Raw genomic sequence first — 14400 nt, forward strand, 5'->3', positions numbered from 1 at the left:
GGGGCTTGTGCGTCCCGTACAGTCCGCGGCGATTCGCCCGAGAGAGCCTCGCGCTACCGGCCGAGCCCGAAGAAACGGTCGCTCGTTCCGCGCAGCCGCTCCTGGACGTCGCGGTCGTAGGAGACCGGCGGCGTCGGCGTCTCGACCTCGCGCACGAAGTATCGGCCCGTGACGTCTGCCAGGGCCGGGTCGACGGCGAGGCGGAGGGTCGGCGCGGCGCCCTGCTCCGGGGTGAGCATCGTGCGCCGGATCAGTCTCTCGAAGGGGCGGAGCGGCGCCGGGATCAGGTCGCGGATGATCTCCGTCGAGACGATGCCCGGATGGACGGCGTTGACGGCGACATCTCCCGCGAAAGTCTCGGCAAGGCTGTACCCGGCGGTGACCGCGAGCAGCTTCGCGCGAGCGTAGGCCTCGAAGGGGGCGAATCCGGTCGCGGGGTTCAGACGCGTGAGGTCGTCGACGTCGTCGGGGTCGAGCGTGGCCGGCCGCGGCCGCCCGAGGAGCGTGATCCGGCGGCTGTCCCGAAGGGTGTCCGAGGCGACGTTGACCACCCGCGCGCGGCCTCGCCGCAGCTGTGCCTCGAGCAGAGCGGTCAGTCCGAACCCCGCCAGGTAGTCGATCGCGATATGCATCTCGATGCCGTCGGGCGAGAGACGGCGCTCTGCGTAGTGCGCGCCAGCGTTGTTGACCAGCACATGCACCGCGTCGTGCCGGTCGGCGATCGCAGCCGCGGCGCCGATGACGTCCGCCCGACGGGACAGGTCGGCGGGCACCACCTCCCACGCGTCCGGGTCGGGCATGATTCCCGAGAGAACGATGTCGGCACGCTTCGCATCCCGAGCGACGGCCACGACGTGCATGCCGCGCCGAGCGAGCTCGACGGCAAGGACTCTCCCCATGCCGCCGGTGACACCGGTGACGACCGCCACGCGGTCGGAGCGACTCATCGGCGAATCCGCGGATAGCGCCCGACGAAACGCCCCTCGAACGCTTCACGGACGAGGAAGTCCGCGAGGTCGGCGCGGCCGATGGAGTGCCACAGCCTGATCGGCAGCTCGTCCCCGGTGCGGTACCTCGCCGTCGCGGGGCCATTCCGCAGCATCGGCGGACGAACGATCGTCCACTCCAGCCCGGAGGCGGTGATCAGCGGCTCCATCGATTCCTTGTCCTTCATCTTCTCGCCCACCCGCGACCACACCGCTCGGGAGTACAGCGAGCGGTCGTGGGTCTCGCAGACGCCGTGTGCGCTCACGGCGACCAGACGCCGGACTCCCGCCGAGTCCATCGCGGGAACGAGCGTGCGCACCGCATCCGTACACACGGTGGTCACCCCCTCATCCGCTCCGCCCAGAGCGCTGATCACCGCATCCGCACCCTCGAGAGCGGATGCGAGCGGCGCACCGTCGGACACATCGCGCCACACGATCTCGCGCACGCCGGCATCGGATGCGAAGGATCCACTCCGACGGACGAGGGCAACGACGGAATACCCCTCCCCGCGCGCCCGGGCCACGACCTCCCGGCCGCTCCGGCCGGTCGCGCCGAGCACGGCTACAGTCTTTTTTGATACAGGTTGTCTCATAAATAAACGGTCGCACGTCGGAATCTATGAGTCAATGGGTCTCATAGAATGGTCGGCATGCGGAATGACACCGACCCGCGATATCTGCGGAGTCGCCAGGCGATTCTCGACGCCGCGCGCGAGCTGCTGCTCGCACAGGGGCCCGCTGCCGTCACCCACCAGCAGATCGCCGAGCACGCGGGTATCGGCCGGGCCACCGTCTACCGGCATTGGCCGCAGACCGAACAGCTCCTCGCCGAGGCGATGGCGACCGTGCCGATGCCGTTCTTCCACGCGCCGGCCTCTCCCTTCCGGGAATGGGTGACCCGCGAACTCACCGCCATCGCCGACCAGTTGGCGCAGGATGCCGTGCGCGCCGTCACGACCACTCTCGCCAACGCCGCGCTTTGGGACGACGGGATGGACGCGCGCCGCGCGGGCTTCGCCGAACTCCTGTCGCAGCGGCTGGCCGGCGCGCTCCGACAGGCGCAGGATCAGGGCGAGCTGTCGCTGCGCGTACGACCCGAGACGGATGCGGCGGCCCTCGCGATCGGTCCGGTGTACTACCGGGCGACCATCGAACGAGCACCGGCAGACGCGGCCCTCATCGAGCGCTGCGTCGACTCGCTCGGCGACTGGACCTAGCCGGGGCTCCTCGCGGGACGGTCAGGCCGCGAAGGCGGCCGGCGTCGTACCGAGCAGGCGGCGGAAGTGGCGCGTGAAGTGCGCCTGGTCGTGGAACCCCGCCGCGGCGGCCGCATCCGCCGCCGTGGACCCGCCGACCATCATGCGTCGCGCGAGATCGACACGGCGGCCGGTGACATAGCGGTGCGGCGGGATGCCGTACACCCGAGAGAACGCACGGATGAGGTGACTCGGGTGCGCACCGAGCATCCGGCCGGCCTCGGCCACGGTGAAGGTCTCGGTGAGCCGGTCGTCGAGGAGGATGCGCAGCCGTCGCGCGAGCGGATCGTCACGGCGGGCCGGATGCGGCGCCGACCCGAGGTGCGCGGCGACGCGATCGCGGAGGAGCACGACCGCGGACTCCGCGGCGAGCTCGTCGCCCGGGCGGCGGAGAGCCGCGTGCACCGCGCGCGCGGCAGTCGCCGCATCCGGTCCGAGATCCGGGCGCGCCGCCGCCCGCCCCTCCCACGATGCCGGGAGCCACCCGGCATCGAGGTACAGCACGCGCTTTCGGAACGCCCGTCCGGGAACCGCGGATCGGCCGTCGTGGGGGATGTCGGGCGGCAGGAGGCTGAGGGTCGCAGGGGCCGCGATGTGCTCATCGCGGTCGAGCCCGTACCGCACGGCGCCGGCATCGATCAGCAGCAGGGTCCAGGCGTCGTGCGTGTGAGCGGGGTAGGCGTGGTCGCGGAAGGTCGCGTGCAGCACCTCGCGCACATCCGGGATGCCCGGCTGCCACGCTCGCACCGCCTCGACCATGCAAGAAACGTACAAGACGCACGGGAGGCCGGGGCCGGAGGATGTCATCGTGCCCGAGCTCTCCGCCCCCGCTTCCGGAACCGATGACCCCGAGGCCCCCGTCCGCTTCGACACGAAGGTCGCGATCGTGCTGCGCGACGATCTGCTGCCGTGGCAGGAGCTGAACGTGACCGCGTTCCTCATGACCGGCATCGCCACGAGCGCCGAGAACCTCGTCGGCCCGCCCTACGAAGACGCCGACGGCCAGCAGTACCTGCCGATGCTCCGCCAGCCCGTGCTGGTGTACACCGCGGATGCGGCGACCCTCGTCGCGGCCCGCACCAAGGCCGTCGAGCGTGACATGTCGGTCGCGATCTACACGCGGGAGTTGTTCTCCACGCCGCACGATGCGGCGAACCGCGCCGCCGTGCGAGCGGTGCCGACGGCCGGGCTCGACCTCGTGGGGATCGGCGTGCGGGGTCCGCGCAACGCGGTCGACCGCATCCTCAAGAACGCCCGCATGCACGCCTGAGCCGCGCTCTGCGCGCGCTTCTCGCCCTCTGGGCTCGCTCAACGACCGGAGGCCACACCCGGACCCGCGCTCAACGACCGGCAACCGCCCGGACCCTGAGCGAGGGAGCTCGGCGACCGAGACGAAGGGCGACGGCGTCAGTGGGCGGCGACGACGGCGAGGATGCGGTCGCCGTAGGCCTCGCGCTTCTTCGCTCCGATGCCCGTGATGCCGTCGAGGTCCGCCAGCGACGCCGGGCGCGACGCGGCGAGCGCGCGCAGCGTCGCGTCCCCGAACACGATGTAGGCGGGGACCCCCTGCTCCCGTGCCTGCTCGGCCCGCCACGAGCGCAGCGCCTCGAAGAGGTCGCGGTCGCCGGCGTCCACCGACTCCGCCGCGGCGGCTTTGCGCACGCGTGGTCCGCTCCCCGAGCGCCCGAGGGTGTCGCGGCGCAGGGGCACGGCGGTCTCGCCGCGGAGCACTCCGCCGCTGGCCTCGGTCAGCGCGAGCGTGCCGTAGTCGCCGCGCGCGACGAGAAGCCCGCGCGCCAGGAGCTGGCGGATGACGCTGCGCCAATCCTGATCCGTCAGGTCGGCGCCGATGCCGTAGGTGGCGAGGGCGTCATGGCCCTGCTGCGTGATGCGCTCGGTGCGGGCTCCGCGCAGGATGTCGATGAGATGCCCGGCACCGAACGACTGCCCGCGTTCGCGCTGGAGCCGCACGATCGTCGACAGGAGCTTCTGAGCGGCCACCTGACCGTCCCACGTCTCGGGGGGCTCGAGGCACGTGTCGCAGTTTCCGCACGTGCCGGAGGGCTCGCCGAAGTAGTCGAGCAGATTCTGCCGCCGGCATGACACGGTCTCGCAGAGGCCGAGCATGGCGTCGAGGTGCTGTCCCAGCCGCATCTTGTAGGCGCGGTCGCCCGGCGACTGATCGATCATGCGCCGCTGCTGCACGACGTCGCCTAGGCCGTACGCCATCCACGCCACCGCCGGTTCACCATCGCGCCCGGCGCGCCCGGTCTCCTGGTAGTACCCCTCGACCGATTTCGGAAGGTCGATGTGCGCCACGAAGCGCACGTCGGGCTTGTCGATCCCCATGCCGAAGGCGATCGTCGCGACCATCACGACGCCGTCGTCGCGGAGGAACCGCGACTGGTTCGCGGCCCGCACCGACGAGTCCAGACCGGCGTGGTAGGGCAGCGCGTCGATCCCCTGTGTGCTCAGGTACGCCGCGGTCTGCTCGACGCTCTTGCGGCTGAGGGCGTACACGATGCCCGCCGGGGCCGCGTCATCCGGACCCTGCGCCTGCCGGACCGAGCGGATGAACTCGACGAGCTGCTTGCGCGGCTCGACCTTGGGGGCGATGCGGTACTGGATGTTGGGGCGGTCGAAGCTCGCGACGAATCGGCGCGCGCGGGGAAGGCGCAGGCGTTCGACGATCTCGCTCGCGGTCGCCGGCGTCGCCGTCGCCGTCAGCGCCATGCGCGGGACGCCAGGGAACCGGTCGGCCAGATCGCCGAGCGCGAGGTAGTCGGGGCGGAAGTCGTGGCCCCACTGCGACACGCAGTGAGCCTCGTCGATGGCGATCACCGACAGACGCCCCCGCGCCAGCAGGCCGAGGGTCTGGGCGCCGTTGAGGCGCTCGGGAGCGACGTAGAGCAGGTCGAGGGTTCCGGCGAGATACGCCTGCTCGACGGCGGCGCGCTCTCCCGGGGTCTGCGTCGAGTTGAGGTACGCCGCGCGCACGCCGTTGGCCACGAGCGCGTCGACCTGGTCGTGCATGAGGGCGATGAGCGGGCTCACCACGAGACCCGTGCCGGGGCGCACCAGCGCCGGCACCTGATACGTGACGCTCTTGCCGCCGCCGGTCGGCATGAGCACGACGGCGTCGCCGCCGCCCACGACGTGCGCCACGATGTCGCCCTGGTCGCCGCGGAAGGCGTCGTATCCATAGACCTCGGACAGCACGTCGCGCGGGTCGCGGCCGGTGAAGTCTCGGGCCGTCGCCGCCAAACCCGGGACGGATGCTGCCACCGGCGTCGTCGCGCCGTCGAACGGCGGAGGCGGCGCGGCAGGATCGTCAGGGGGACCGAAGGCGTCAGGGTCCCAGTCCATGCCCGCATACGGGTCGTCGGGCGGCGCGTCGGCGTACGGGTCGCCGAACGCGGAGTCGGGCCCGGCGAACGTCACCCGTCCACGGTAACCCGCGTCGCCGACGTCGCGGCCCCGCCGTCCCCAGGTTCGCGGTCGGGGCCGCGAGACTGCATCCGCGCCACGAGACAGCTGACGAGGGACGCGGTCTCGTGGCTCAGGTGCAGTCTCGCGGTGATTCTCCGCCCTGCGCATGGACGACGAACGAAAGCGAGGGCGAACCCGCGGTCCCCGTGGCGGAACAACGCCGGCCCGCCTACGTTGGACACTCGTAACGAGAAGGAGAACGGATGGCCGACGAGATCACCGTCACGCGCAATGACGCCCTGTCCCGCTATGAGATCCATGTCAACGGGCGGATCGGCGGGTTTCTGGAGTTCTTGGGGCGCGACGACCGCGCCGTGATCCTCCCCCACACCGAGCTCGACCCGGAGTTCAAGGGCATGGGTCTCGGTTCTCGACTGGCCGGTGAGGCGCTGGCAGACTTCGCCCGCCGCGGCGAGGCGGTGTCGCCCCGGTGCCCGTTCCTCACGCACTACCTGGAGGGGCACGAGGTTCCCGGGCTGGTCGTCGAATGGCCCGAGCGCCGAGAGGCCGCAGACTCCGCAGCCCCGGCCGAACCGGCATGACGCTCACGGACGACGCTCGCGGACCGCGCGCGCTTCTGCTCGAGGCACGCGAGGTTCCGCTGGGCGGCGTCCGTGCCATGTCCGTCCGCCGCAGCCTCCCTCAGCGCGAGCTGCCCATGATCGGCGCGTGGTGCTTCCTCGATCGATTCGGCCCGCAGGACGTGCGGATGCGCGTGGAGCCGCACCCGCACATCGGCCTGCAGACGGTGACGTGGCCGCTCGTCGGCGAGATCCGTCATCGGGATGCGGTGGGAAGCGACGTCGTGCTGCGACCGGGGCAGCTGAACCTCATGACCAGCGGGGAGGGGATCGCGCACTCGGAGTATTCGGTGGGCGAGGATCCGATCCCTCTCGACGCGCTGCAGCTCTGGGTCGCGCTCCCCGAGACCCGCCGGCACGGCGCGCCCGACTTCGAGCGGCACGAGCAGCTTCCCGTCGTGCCGATACCCGCCGTGAGCGGGAGCGAGGGCGAGGCGAGCATCGTGCTCGGCGAGCTTGCCGGCGTGCGCTCGCCCGCGACGGTCTACACGCCTCTCGTCGGCGCGGAGGTGCGCATCCCGGCGGGTTCGAGGCTGCGCCTTCCGCTGCATCCGGGATGGGAGTATGCGGTGGCCGGCGTCTTCGGCGACGTCGTCGTGCGCGCCGGGGAGGCGACGCCGGTGACCGGCACCTCCCTGCTGTACCTCGGCACCGGGCGCGACGCGGTCGAGATCGAGAGCGCCTCCGAGGCGACGGTGTTCCTCCTCGGCGGCGAGCCGTTCGAGGCCGACATCGTCATGTGGTGGAACTTCGTGGGGCGCACGCACGACGAGATCGTCGCGGCCCGCGAGGAGTGGGAGCGGTCGGCACCGCGGTTCGGTCCGGTCGTGGGACACGGCCCCGAGCGCGTTCCCGCCCCGCCCCTCCCTGCCGTCCGGCTCACCCCGCGCCGCCGCCGCGGCTGAGTCCAGAACACAACTCCTCAAGATCGCGGCCGAAAGGCCGTGCTGCCGGCATCCGGCGCCCGGTCTTGAGGAGTTGTGTTCCGCGAGGACGCCCGGGCCGGAACCCGAGCGTCCTCGCATCGGCGTCAGCGGAACACGACGAATGCGGTCGTATCCGACGACGTGGCGACCGTGGCACTCCCGCCGTACTGCACGCGCACGACCTTCACGCCCCGCGACTGCTTCGGTAGCGAGATGGTGATGGCGCCGTCGACGAGCGTGCCGGTGTAGGTCGCGGAGTTCACGCGCACCGTCACGTCGCCGGTGGCGGGATCACCACCGGACGGACTCACGCGCACCGTCACCGCGTAGTTCTGCGACGACGTGCCGAAGTAGCGGTTGAGCGTGACGTGCGTCTTCGAGGTGAACTTCACGAACACCCCCGCCGAGTCCGCCGTGCCCGGCACGGGGTTGCCCGCTTCGGTCGCCGTGACCCGCACCGAGAGGGTCGTTCCGACATCGGCCTTGACCACCTTGTACTTCGCGGTCGTCGCGCCCTCGATGGGCTGCCCGTCGCGGAGCCACTGGTAGGCCACCTCGACAGCGGCCGGTTCCCAGGTCCCCGGGCTCGCCGTGAGCTTCTTGCCCACGCGCGGGTCGCCCGTGATCGCCGGCGCGACCGTCGAGGTCGGAGCCGCCTGACCGGAGTCGACGGTGACGACCGTCCGCACGGCGGACTCGCCGTATCGCGCGAGTCCGAGGTAGCGCGTCTGCGGCTGCAGCCCGGACCACGACAGCGTGTACGCCGTCGCGACGCCCTGCTCGACCGGGATGGGGTTCGGCGTCGCCGTCAGGGCGCCCTCGCCGTCCGCTGCGACGTTGCCCGACCACAGATCCCACGTGAACGGCTCGGCGAACGCGAACACGTTCACCTCGACGACGTAGGTACCCGGGGTGGGATCGGTCAGCGTCACCTGCTCGTCCGCCGACCCGCTCGCCGACTGCCACATCTCGTAGTACTGCAGGTCGTCGGGGCTGACGACGCGATACACGAACAGGTCGAGATCGCTGGTCTCGTCATCGGAGGAGTCGAGCGAGAAGCGCGACAGCGTCGTCCCCTCCGGGACGTCCACGATCCAGCTGACGTAGCCCTCCGCATCCGCCCCGGAGTTCTCGTCGCCCGAGTGCCCCTCGACGGGGTTGGCGGGATCGGCCAGCAACGCCATCGGCGAGAGGCCGCTGAGGTCCACCGGCAGTTCGCCGGTCACACCCGGCGTCACCGGCACCTCGACGCTCCCCGAGATACCCGCGCCGCTCACCTCCGCCGGGGCATCGGCCGTCACGGGCTGGATGACGATCGGCGAGCGCACCGTGGTGTCGCCGCTCGCCCAGGTCAGGGAACCGCTCGTCCACTCCTCCGCCGGGGCGTCGGTGCGCGTGAAGGTCACCGTGAAGTCCTGCGTCTCGCCGGCTGCGCCGAAGGTGAGGGTGGATGGCTCGACGACCGCCTCGACGCCGGCCACGGCGACGGATGCCGTGAACGTCCCAGCCTGCGTCGACGTGACGCTGCGCTTCACGGTCTGCGGCTGGGAGAGCGATCCGATCGAGATGGAGGCGAGGTTGAGGTCGCTGCCGTCGATCGGATCGACGCCGAAGTCGGCCAGACCCTTGCCCTGGAGGAACGCGGCCCACTGCTCCGGGCCGTTCAGATACAGCAACCCGGGCTCGAAGAACCGCGTGGGGTCGACGTGACCGGCGCCCTGCGCGAACGGGTCGGTGTTCGTCGACCCGTCGTCGTTCACGGTGTCGTAGGCCGTCGTCATCATCGCCGACTTCACCTCGGCGGGCGTCGCGGTCGGGCGCTCACCGAGGTAGAGGGCGGCGAGGCCCGCGATGTGCGGCGACGACATCGACGTTCCCGAGAGGAACTCCCACGTCGGGTCCTCCGCCGGACCGTTGGCCCCCGCGGCGAGGATCGCCACACCCGGCGCGGTGAGGTCGGGCTTGAGGATGTCGCTGCCGTCGGCGAGCATCGGGCCGCGGCTGGAGAAGCCCGCGATCACCGGCGTCGGGGTCTCGACGCCGGTGACGTTCTCGCCGATCAGGGTCGCGGTGGCATCCGCGGTGTTGCGGACGTAGTCGAGCAGTGCGGTGCGGTGCGTGTCGGCGAGGTGCACGGTGGGCACCGAATGGAAGTCGTTGTCGAGCGAACCCGGCGTGACGTTCACGAGGATCATCCCGATGCCGCCGGCCTCCCGCACCGCCTGCGACTTCTCGATGCGCGCGTTCTCGCCGCGGTCGCAGACGACGATCTTGCCGGTGGCCTGCGCGGGGTCGATCGCGCCGATGTAGCAGAGCGCCGCCTGCGCAGGGTCGGCGCCGGATGCCGCGATGTCGCCCGCGTAGACGACGGGGCCGGTGACCTGCTCGCCGGTGGGCACCGAGACGGATGCCCCGGCGGCCTCGAAGCCGTTCGGCAGTTGCACCGTTCCTTCGTACGTCGGGATCGTCGAGGCGGCCACCGTCGTGTACCAGGGTGCCGCGTGGTCGGCGGTCGAGGCGCCGGGTCCGTCGTTGCCGGCGCTGGCGGCGACGAAGATGCCGGCAGCAGCGGCGTTGTAGAACGCCCGGTCCTCGGTGGCGAGCGTCGTCGTGGCCGCGCCTCCGCCGATGGAGTAGTTGATCACGTCGACGCCGTCGGCGATCGCCGCGTTGATCGCTCCCAGCAGGTCGCTCAGGGCGCAGATGTCATCGGTGGTGACGAGCGGATCGGGTCCGACGAAGCACGCCTTGTATGCGGCGACCTTCGCCGCGGGGGCGACGCCGGAGATCTCGCCGAAGTCGACGCCCTCCACGCTCGCGGCCACGGCGTGGTTGCCGGCGGCCGTGCTCGCGGTGTGCGAGCCGTGCCCGTCGCCGTCGCGCGGTGAAAGGAAGTCGGAGGAGAAGTCGTAGCCGTTGGCGGCGGCGCCGGTGCTGAAGTACTTCGCGCCGACGAGCTTCGTGGAGTAGTCGTCGTTCGACCAGTCCTGCCCGCTCACCCGGTCGCTGCGGAACTGGGTGCCATCACCCTTGGTGAAGACGACCTGGTTCCCTTCCAGGTAGGGCTCCGCACCGGGCGAGGTGCCCAGCGGCTCGCCCGCGAAGGAGGGGTTCTCCGGCGCGATTCCGGTGTCGATCACGCCGACGACCGTGCCCGCACCCGCGGCTTCCGTTCCGCCGACCGCTTCCCACACGCCGTCCGGGCCCTCGAGGCCGAGGAACTCGGTCGAAGGCACGGCGACCGGGTGCCGGATCTCGTCGGGCACGACGGCTTCGACACCCTGCGTCGCAGCGAGCTTGGCGGCCTGCGCGGAGGTGAGGTTCGCACTGAAGCCGTTGAGCGCGACGGTGTAGGTGTTGTCCCGCTCGACGCCGGCCTCGGCGGCGACCTGCTGTTGACGGTCGTCGAGGTAGGCCGAGTACTCCTGCACCGCGCGCGCGTGCACGTCGAGCTTCTCACCCTCTTCGGGGGCGGTGCGGCGCAGGTTCGACACCCCACCGTCGTAGGTGGCGGCCGGAGCCTCCTCCAGCAGCACGATGTACTGACCGCTCGGGGAGTCGAGCGGAACGGGCCTGTTCACCTCCCCCGCGCCGGTCGCGCCGAAGCTGGCGGTTGCTGTGGTGCCGGTGAACAGCGCGGCCAAGGCGATGGTCGCGACCGTCCGCAGGGGACGAGCCATACTGCGCTCCAAAGGGGGGATGAGGAAGCGAAAACGCGCGACGGCTGCGGCACGCGTCCGACAAACCTAGCTCACAGGCTTTGTCCAGGAAACGGCCGGCCGACGTTCATGTGGATAAGTCCCGCCGCAGGCGCGCGGAGTACGCTGATGCCGTGCCCGCGTCCTCCCGACTCCCGACGCGCGTGCTGCTGATCTGCGCGGCCATCGGCGTCGCATCCGGCATTCTCGGTGGCGTCGCCGGGTGGCTCACCCCTGTCGTGATCCTGGCAGCGCCGTTCGCCTACGGACTCGTGCTCGGCTCCCACGTCGTGCCCGGGATCCTCGCCCAGGAGGTCGTGCGCCTCCCGTGGGTGGCGCTGCTCGCGCATGTGCTGGCGGCACTGGTCGCCAGTGCGCTGGCACCGCAGTGGGCGATCCGATTCCTCGGCACGGCGGTGCTGTTCGGCGCGATCCAAGAGGGCGTCGCCGCGCTCACCCGCTACCGCGTGTGGCAGCCGTGGCGCTTCTTCGTCTCGGCGGTCGTGATCGGCATCATCGTCGCGGGAGTGGTGTGGTTCGCCGTCGACCTCGCGACCCTTCCCCTCTGGGCGCAGATCGCGTACCTGCTGCTGGCCGTGATCGGCCCCGTCGCCTGGACGGCTCTCGCTCTCGTCGTCGGAGCGGGCCTGCGCCGATCCGGCGTGGTGCGCACCGCCGTGCGACGCTGAGATCCGTGGCACCGGCCCCGTTCACGCCTCCCGGCGCGCCGCTCCTTCGTCTGCGCGACGTCGCCGTCGTGCACGAGGGGGCGGATGCGGCGGCCCCTGCCGGGGTGAGCCTCGACGTCGGGCCGGGCGAGGTCGTCCTGATCCTCGGCCCCAGCGGGTCGGGCAAGTCGACCCTGGCACTCACTCTCAACGGCCTCATTCCGCACTCGCTCCCCGCCGAGGTGTCGGGCTCCGTCGAGGTGGCGGGTGTGGATGCGGGATCGACCGCCGTCTCCGTGCTCAGCCGCCACGTCGCGATGGTGTTCCAGGACCCCGATGCGCAGCTGGTGACCGGCACGGTGCTGGATGAGGTCGCGTTCGGGCCGGAGAACCTGCTCGTGCGCGCTCCCGAGGTCCTCGCGCGCGCGGAGGACGCGCTGCGTCGCGTGGGGCTGTGGGAGCGGCGCGCCGACAATCCCGATCACCTGTCGGGCGGGGCGCGTCAGCGGCTGACGATCGCGGCGGCGCTGGCGATGGACTCCCCCGTGCTCGTGCTCGACGAGCCGACCGCCAACCTCGACCCCGCCGGCATCGACGACGTCTACGCGACGCTCGCCGAGGTGGTCGCACGCGGCGACCGCGCGATCGTCCTGATCGAGCACAATCTCGACGCCGCGCTTGCTCTCGTCGACCGCGTGGTGGTGCTGGACGCCGCCGGCCGGCTCCTCGCGGACGGGCCCGCCGCGATGCTGCGCGAGCGCGCCGCCGAGCTGCACGGGCTCGGCGTCTGGCTTCCGGCGGCGACGCTGGCGGCGCTGCGGCTGCGCCGCGCAGGGTACGCGCTCGATCCTCTCCCGCTGACGCCGGGGGAGTTGCGCGCGGCGCTGGAGCGAACGCCCGACCCCGCCGCCGCCCCCGCTGCATCCGCTGCCCCCGCCGCCGCATCCGCCGCCACCACGGCCTCCGCTGCATCCGCCTCCGCCTCCGCTCCCTCCGCCGCCGAACGCGGGCGAATCGGCCCGATGCAGCACGAACCGGCCCGAGGAGCACCGCATCCGGCCGATTCGCCCGGTGTCGTGAAGAGCAGCCCGCCGCTGGTGCGGGTGCGCGGGCTCACGATGACGCGCGGCCGCGGAGCCGAGCGGCGCACGGTGCTCGAGGACGTGTCGCTCGACATCGCGCCCGGGGATTTCGTCGCCGTCGTCGGCGAGAACGGCGCGGGCAAGACCACTCTCGTGCAGGCTCTCGCGGGCGTGCGTCGCCCGCCGCGCGGCGCGGTGATGCTCGACGGTGTCGACGTCGCCCGAGCCTCGCCCCGCGAGCTCGTCTCGCACGTCGGCTTCGTCTTCCAGAACCCCGAGCACCAGTTCATCGCCGGGACGGTGTTCGACGAGATCGCGCACGGCCTGCGGATGCAGCGGCTCCCCGACGACGTCGTGGAGCGCAAGACCACCGAGCTCTTGGATCGTTTCGGACTCGGCCGGCACGCCCACGTGCATCCGTTCCTCCTCTCCGGTGGGCAGAAGCGCCGCCTCTCGGTGGGCACCGCGCTGGTCGGCGGCGCCCCCCTCCTCGTCCTGGACGAGCCGACGTTCGGGCAGGACCGCGCCCGGGCCGACGAACTGCTGACGCTGCTGGACGACCTCCGGCGCGAGGGCACGACCATCGTCGTCGTCACGCATGACATGCAGCTCGTCGCCGAGCACGCCGACCGCACGGTCGTCATCTCCGGAGGCCGGCTCATCGCGGCGGCGCCGACTGCGGATGTCCTCGGTGACGAGGGGCTTCTTCGCCGCGCGGGCCTTCGCCCCACGCCGCTGCGGCTCGCCCTGGGCGGCTTGGCGTCGCATCCGGAGCTCGCACGGATCTCGCGCCTGACCGACCTCCCTGGAGGCGTGACGTGACCCTCGACCCGTACGCGGAGGCGCCGCCCGGGGGTGGACGACGTCTCGCCGCCCTCAACCCGCTCGCGAAGATCGCGGGTCCGGTGCCCGCGATGGTGTTCCTCGTCTTCACGCGCGACATCGCCACTCCGCTGGCTTTCCTCGCGCTGGCCTACGTCGTGCTGCTCGTGGGAGCACGGTGGTCGGCGCGGCTCGCGCTCGTCGTGCTCGTCGCCGTGCCCGCCGGGATCGCCCTCCTCGGAGCCACGCTGACGTTGTGGACGGATGCCTCCCGCGTCGACTCCTCCGTCATCGTGCTGCGCATCGGCGAGTGGCCGATCCTGAGCGGCGCGGTGGAGATCGGCTTCGCCACGGCGCTTCGGATCGGCGCCATCCTCGCACTCGCTCTGATCGGCGGTGTCACGACGACCGGGCCCGACCTGGTCCGCTCGCTCGTACAGCAGCTGCGCGTCCCCTACCGGGTCGGCTACACCGCCCTCGCGGCCTTCCGCTTCGTGCCGCGATTCGGGCAGGAGCTCGAGGTCATCCGCGCGGCTCGCCGTGTGCGCGGCGCGCACGGCGGTCGGGGGCCGTTCGCCGCGATCGGGCGGGGCGCCGGCGCCGTCGTCCCGCTCCTGGCCGGCGGAATCCGGCATGCCGAGCGCGTGGCGCTCGCCATGGACGCGCGCGCGTTCGGCGCCTACCCCGAGCGCACCGAGCGCCACGTCGTGCCCTTCCGCCGCCGCGACGTCGTCTTCGTCGTCGGCTTCTGGGTCGTCTCGGTCGCCCTCGCCGCAGCGCTCTTCCCGTGGGGGCTCGCATGACATCGCCGCATCCGCATCCGCTTCACGTCCCGAAATACCGGGCGACGGCCCGCTCCCTGCCTAGAATCGTGCGGACGCCCGGGTTC

12 protein-coding genes are annotated in these 14400 nt (G+C 71.8%); 7 read left to right on the forward strand and 5 right to left on the reverse strand.

Features of this window, described 5'->3' with window-relative positions:
* Window positions 1–53: 53 nt before the first annotated feature.
* Window positions 54–947, reverse strand: coding sequence for an SDR family NAD(P)-dependent oxidoreductase (locus ACTU3I_RS01110; RefSeq protein ID WP_442923756.1), 894 nt, complete (start codon window positions 945–947; stop codon window positions 54–56).
* Window positions 944–1582, reverse strand: coding sequence for an NAD(P)-dependent oxidoreductase (locus ACTU3I_RS01115; RefSeq protein ID WP_442923757.1), 639 nt, complete (start codon window positions 1580–1582; stop codon window positions 944–946). The genes ACTU3I_RS01110 and ACTU3I_RS01115 overlap by 4 nt, the downstream gene beginning before the upstream one ends.
* A gap of 57 nt (window positions 1583–1639) precedes the next feature.
* Here ACTU3I_RS01115 and ACTU3I_RS01120 point away from each other — a divergent pair, with 57 nt between their 5' ends.
* Window positions 1640–2206 (forward strand): TetR/AcrR family transcriptional regulator, encoded by a 567-nt coding sequence (locus ACTU3I_RS01120; protein ID WP_442923758.1) that lies wholly within the window; start codon window positions 1640–1642, stop codon window positions 2204–2206.
* Window positions 2207–2227: 21 nt separating this feature from the next.
* Here the strand turns inward: ACTU3I_RS01120 and ACTU3I_RS01125 are convergent, their stop codons facing one another.
* Window positions 2228–3004 (reverse strand): AraC family transcriptional regulator, encoded by a 777-nt coding sequence (locus ACTU3I_RS01125; protein ID WP_442923759.1) that lies wholly within the window; start codon window positions 3002–3004, stop codon window positions 2228–2230.
* A gap of 49 nt (window positions 3005–3053) precedes the next feature.
* Between ACTU3I_RS01125 and ACTU3I_RS01130 the strand changes: the two genes are divergently transcribed.
* Entirely contained in the window at window positions 3054–3515 is a 462-nt protein-coding gene (locus ACTU3I_RS01130) for a DUF2000 family protein (RefSeq protein WP_442923760.1), read from the forward strand.
* 137 nt (window positions 3516–3652) lie between these two features.
* Here the strand turns inward: ACTU3I_RS01130 and recQ are convergent, their stop codons facing one another.
* Window positions 3653–5611: a DNA helicase RecQ gene (gene recQ, locus ACTU3I_RS01135; protein WP_442925295.1), complete on the reverse strand. Its 1959-nt coding sequence runs from the start codon at window positions 5609–5611 to the stop codon at window positions 3653–3655.
* A gap of 326 nt (window positions 5612–5937) precedes the next feature.
* On the opposite strand from recQ, the gene ACTU3I_RS01140 reads away from it, so the two are divergent.
* Both ACTU3I_RS01140 and ACTU3I_RS01145 read left to right on the forward strand, forming a co-directional pair.
* Window positions 5938–6276: a GNAT family N-acetyltransferase gene (locus ACTU3I_RS01140; RefSeq protein ID WP_442923761.1), complete on the forward strand. Its 339-nt coding sequence runs from the start codon at window positions 5938–5940 to the stop codon at window positions 6274–6276.
* Window positions 6273–7220, forward strand: coding sequence for a pirin family protein (locus ACTU3I_RS01145; protein WP_442923762.1), 948 nt, complete (start codon window positions 6273–6275; stop codon window positions 7218–7220). Before ACTU3I_RS01140 ends, ACTU3I_RS01145 begins: the two co-directional genes overlap by 4 nt.
* 125 nt (window positions 7221–7345) lie before the next feature.
* On the opposite strand, the gene ACTU3I_RS01150 is transcribed toward ACTU3I_RS01145, so the two are convergent.
* Window positions 7346–10921 (reverse strand): S8 family serine peptidase, encoded by a 3576-nt coding sequence (locus ACTU3I_RS01150; RefSeq protein WP_442923763.1) that lies wholly within the window; start codon window positions 10919–10921, stop codon window positions 7346–7348.
* A gap of 152 nt (window positions 10922–11073) precedes the next feature.
* On the opposite strand from ACTU3I_RS01150, the gene ACTU3I_RS01155 reads away from it, so the two are divergent.
* Genes ACTU3I_RS01155 through ACTU3I_RS01165 form a run of 3 tightly spaced genes read left to right on the forward strand, consistent with a single transcriptional unit; the run spans window position 11074 to window position 14314 of the window.
* Entirely contained in the window at window positions 11074–11628 is a 555-nt protein-coding gene (locus ACTU3I_RS01155) for an ECF transporter S component (protein ID WP_442923764.1), read from the forward strand.
* A gap of 5 nt (window positions 11629–11633) precedes the next feature.
* Window positions 11634–13511 carry an ABC transporter ATP-binding protein gene (locus ACTU3I_RS01160; RefSeq protein ID WP_442923765.1) on the forward strand — a complete coding sequence of 626 codons (1878 nt, stop codon included), beginning with the start codon at window positions 11634–11636 and terminating at the stop codon, window positions 13509–13511.
* Window positions 13508–14314 carry an energy-coupling factor transporter transmembrane component T gene (locus ACTU3I_RS01165; protein WP_442923766.1) on the forward strand — a complete coding sequence of 269 codons (807 nt, stop codon included), beginning with the start codon at window positions 13508–13510 and terminating at the stop codon, window positions 14312–14314. Before ACTU3I_RS01160 ends, ACTU3I_RS01165 begins: the two co-directional genes overlap by 4 nt.
* Window positions 14315–14400: the final 86 nt, after the last annotated feature.

It is taken from the genome of Microbacterium sp. RD1 (genome assembly GCF_052220165.1).
Classification (GTDB): Bacteria; Actinomycetota; Actinomycetes; order Actinomycetales; family Microbacteriaceae; genus Microbacterium.

What these genes read in the sequence shown, in the direction of transcription:
- ACTU3I_RS01115 (WP_442923757.1), bottom strand. Translation starts at nt 1,582, where the DNA reads ATGAGACAACCTGTATCAAAAAAGACTGTAGCCGTGCTCGGCGCGACC.
- ACTU3I_RS01110 (WP_442923756.1), bottom strand. Translation starts at nt 947, where the DNA reads ATGAGTCGCTCCGACCGCGTGGCGGTCGTCACCGGTGTCACCGGCGGC.
- ACTU3I_RS01125 (WP_442923759.1), bottom strand. Translation starts at nt 3,004, where the DNA reads ATGGTCGAGGCGGTGCGAGCGTGGCAGCCGGGCATCCCGGATGTGCGC.
- ACTU3I_RS01140 (WP_442923761.1), top strand. Translation starts at nt 5,938, where the DNA reads ATGGCCGACGAGATCACCGTCACGCGCAATGACGCCCTGTCCCGCTAT.
- recQ (WP_442925295.1), bottom strand. Translation starts at nt 5,611, where the DNA reads ATGGACTGGGACCCTGACGCCTTCGGTCCCCCTGACGATCCTGCCGCG.
- ACTU3I_RS01145 (WP_442923762.1), top strand. Translation starts at nt 6,273, where the DNA reads ATGACGCTCACGGACGACGCTCGCGGACCGCGCGCGCTTCTGCTCGAG.
- ACTU3I_RS01150 (WP_442923763.1), bottom strand. Translation starts at nt 10,921, where the DNA reads ATGGCTCGTCCCCTGCGGACGGTCGCGACCATCGCCTTGGCCGCGCTG.
- ACTU3I_RS01120 (WP_442923758.1), top strand. Translation starts at nt 1,640, where the DNA reads ATGCGGAATGACACCGACCCGCGATATCTGCGGAGTCGCCAGGCGATT.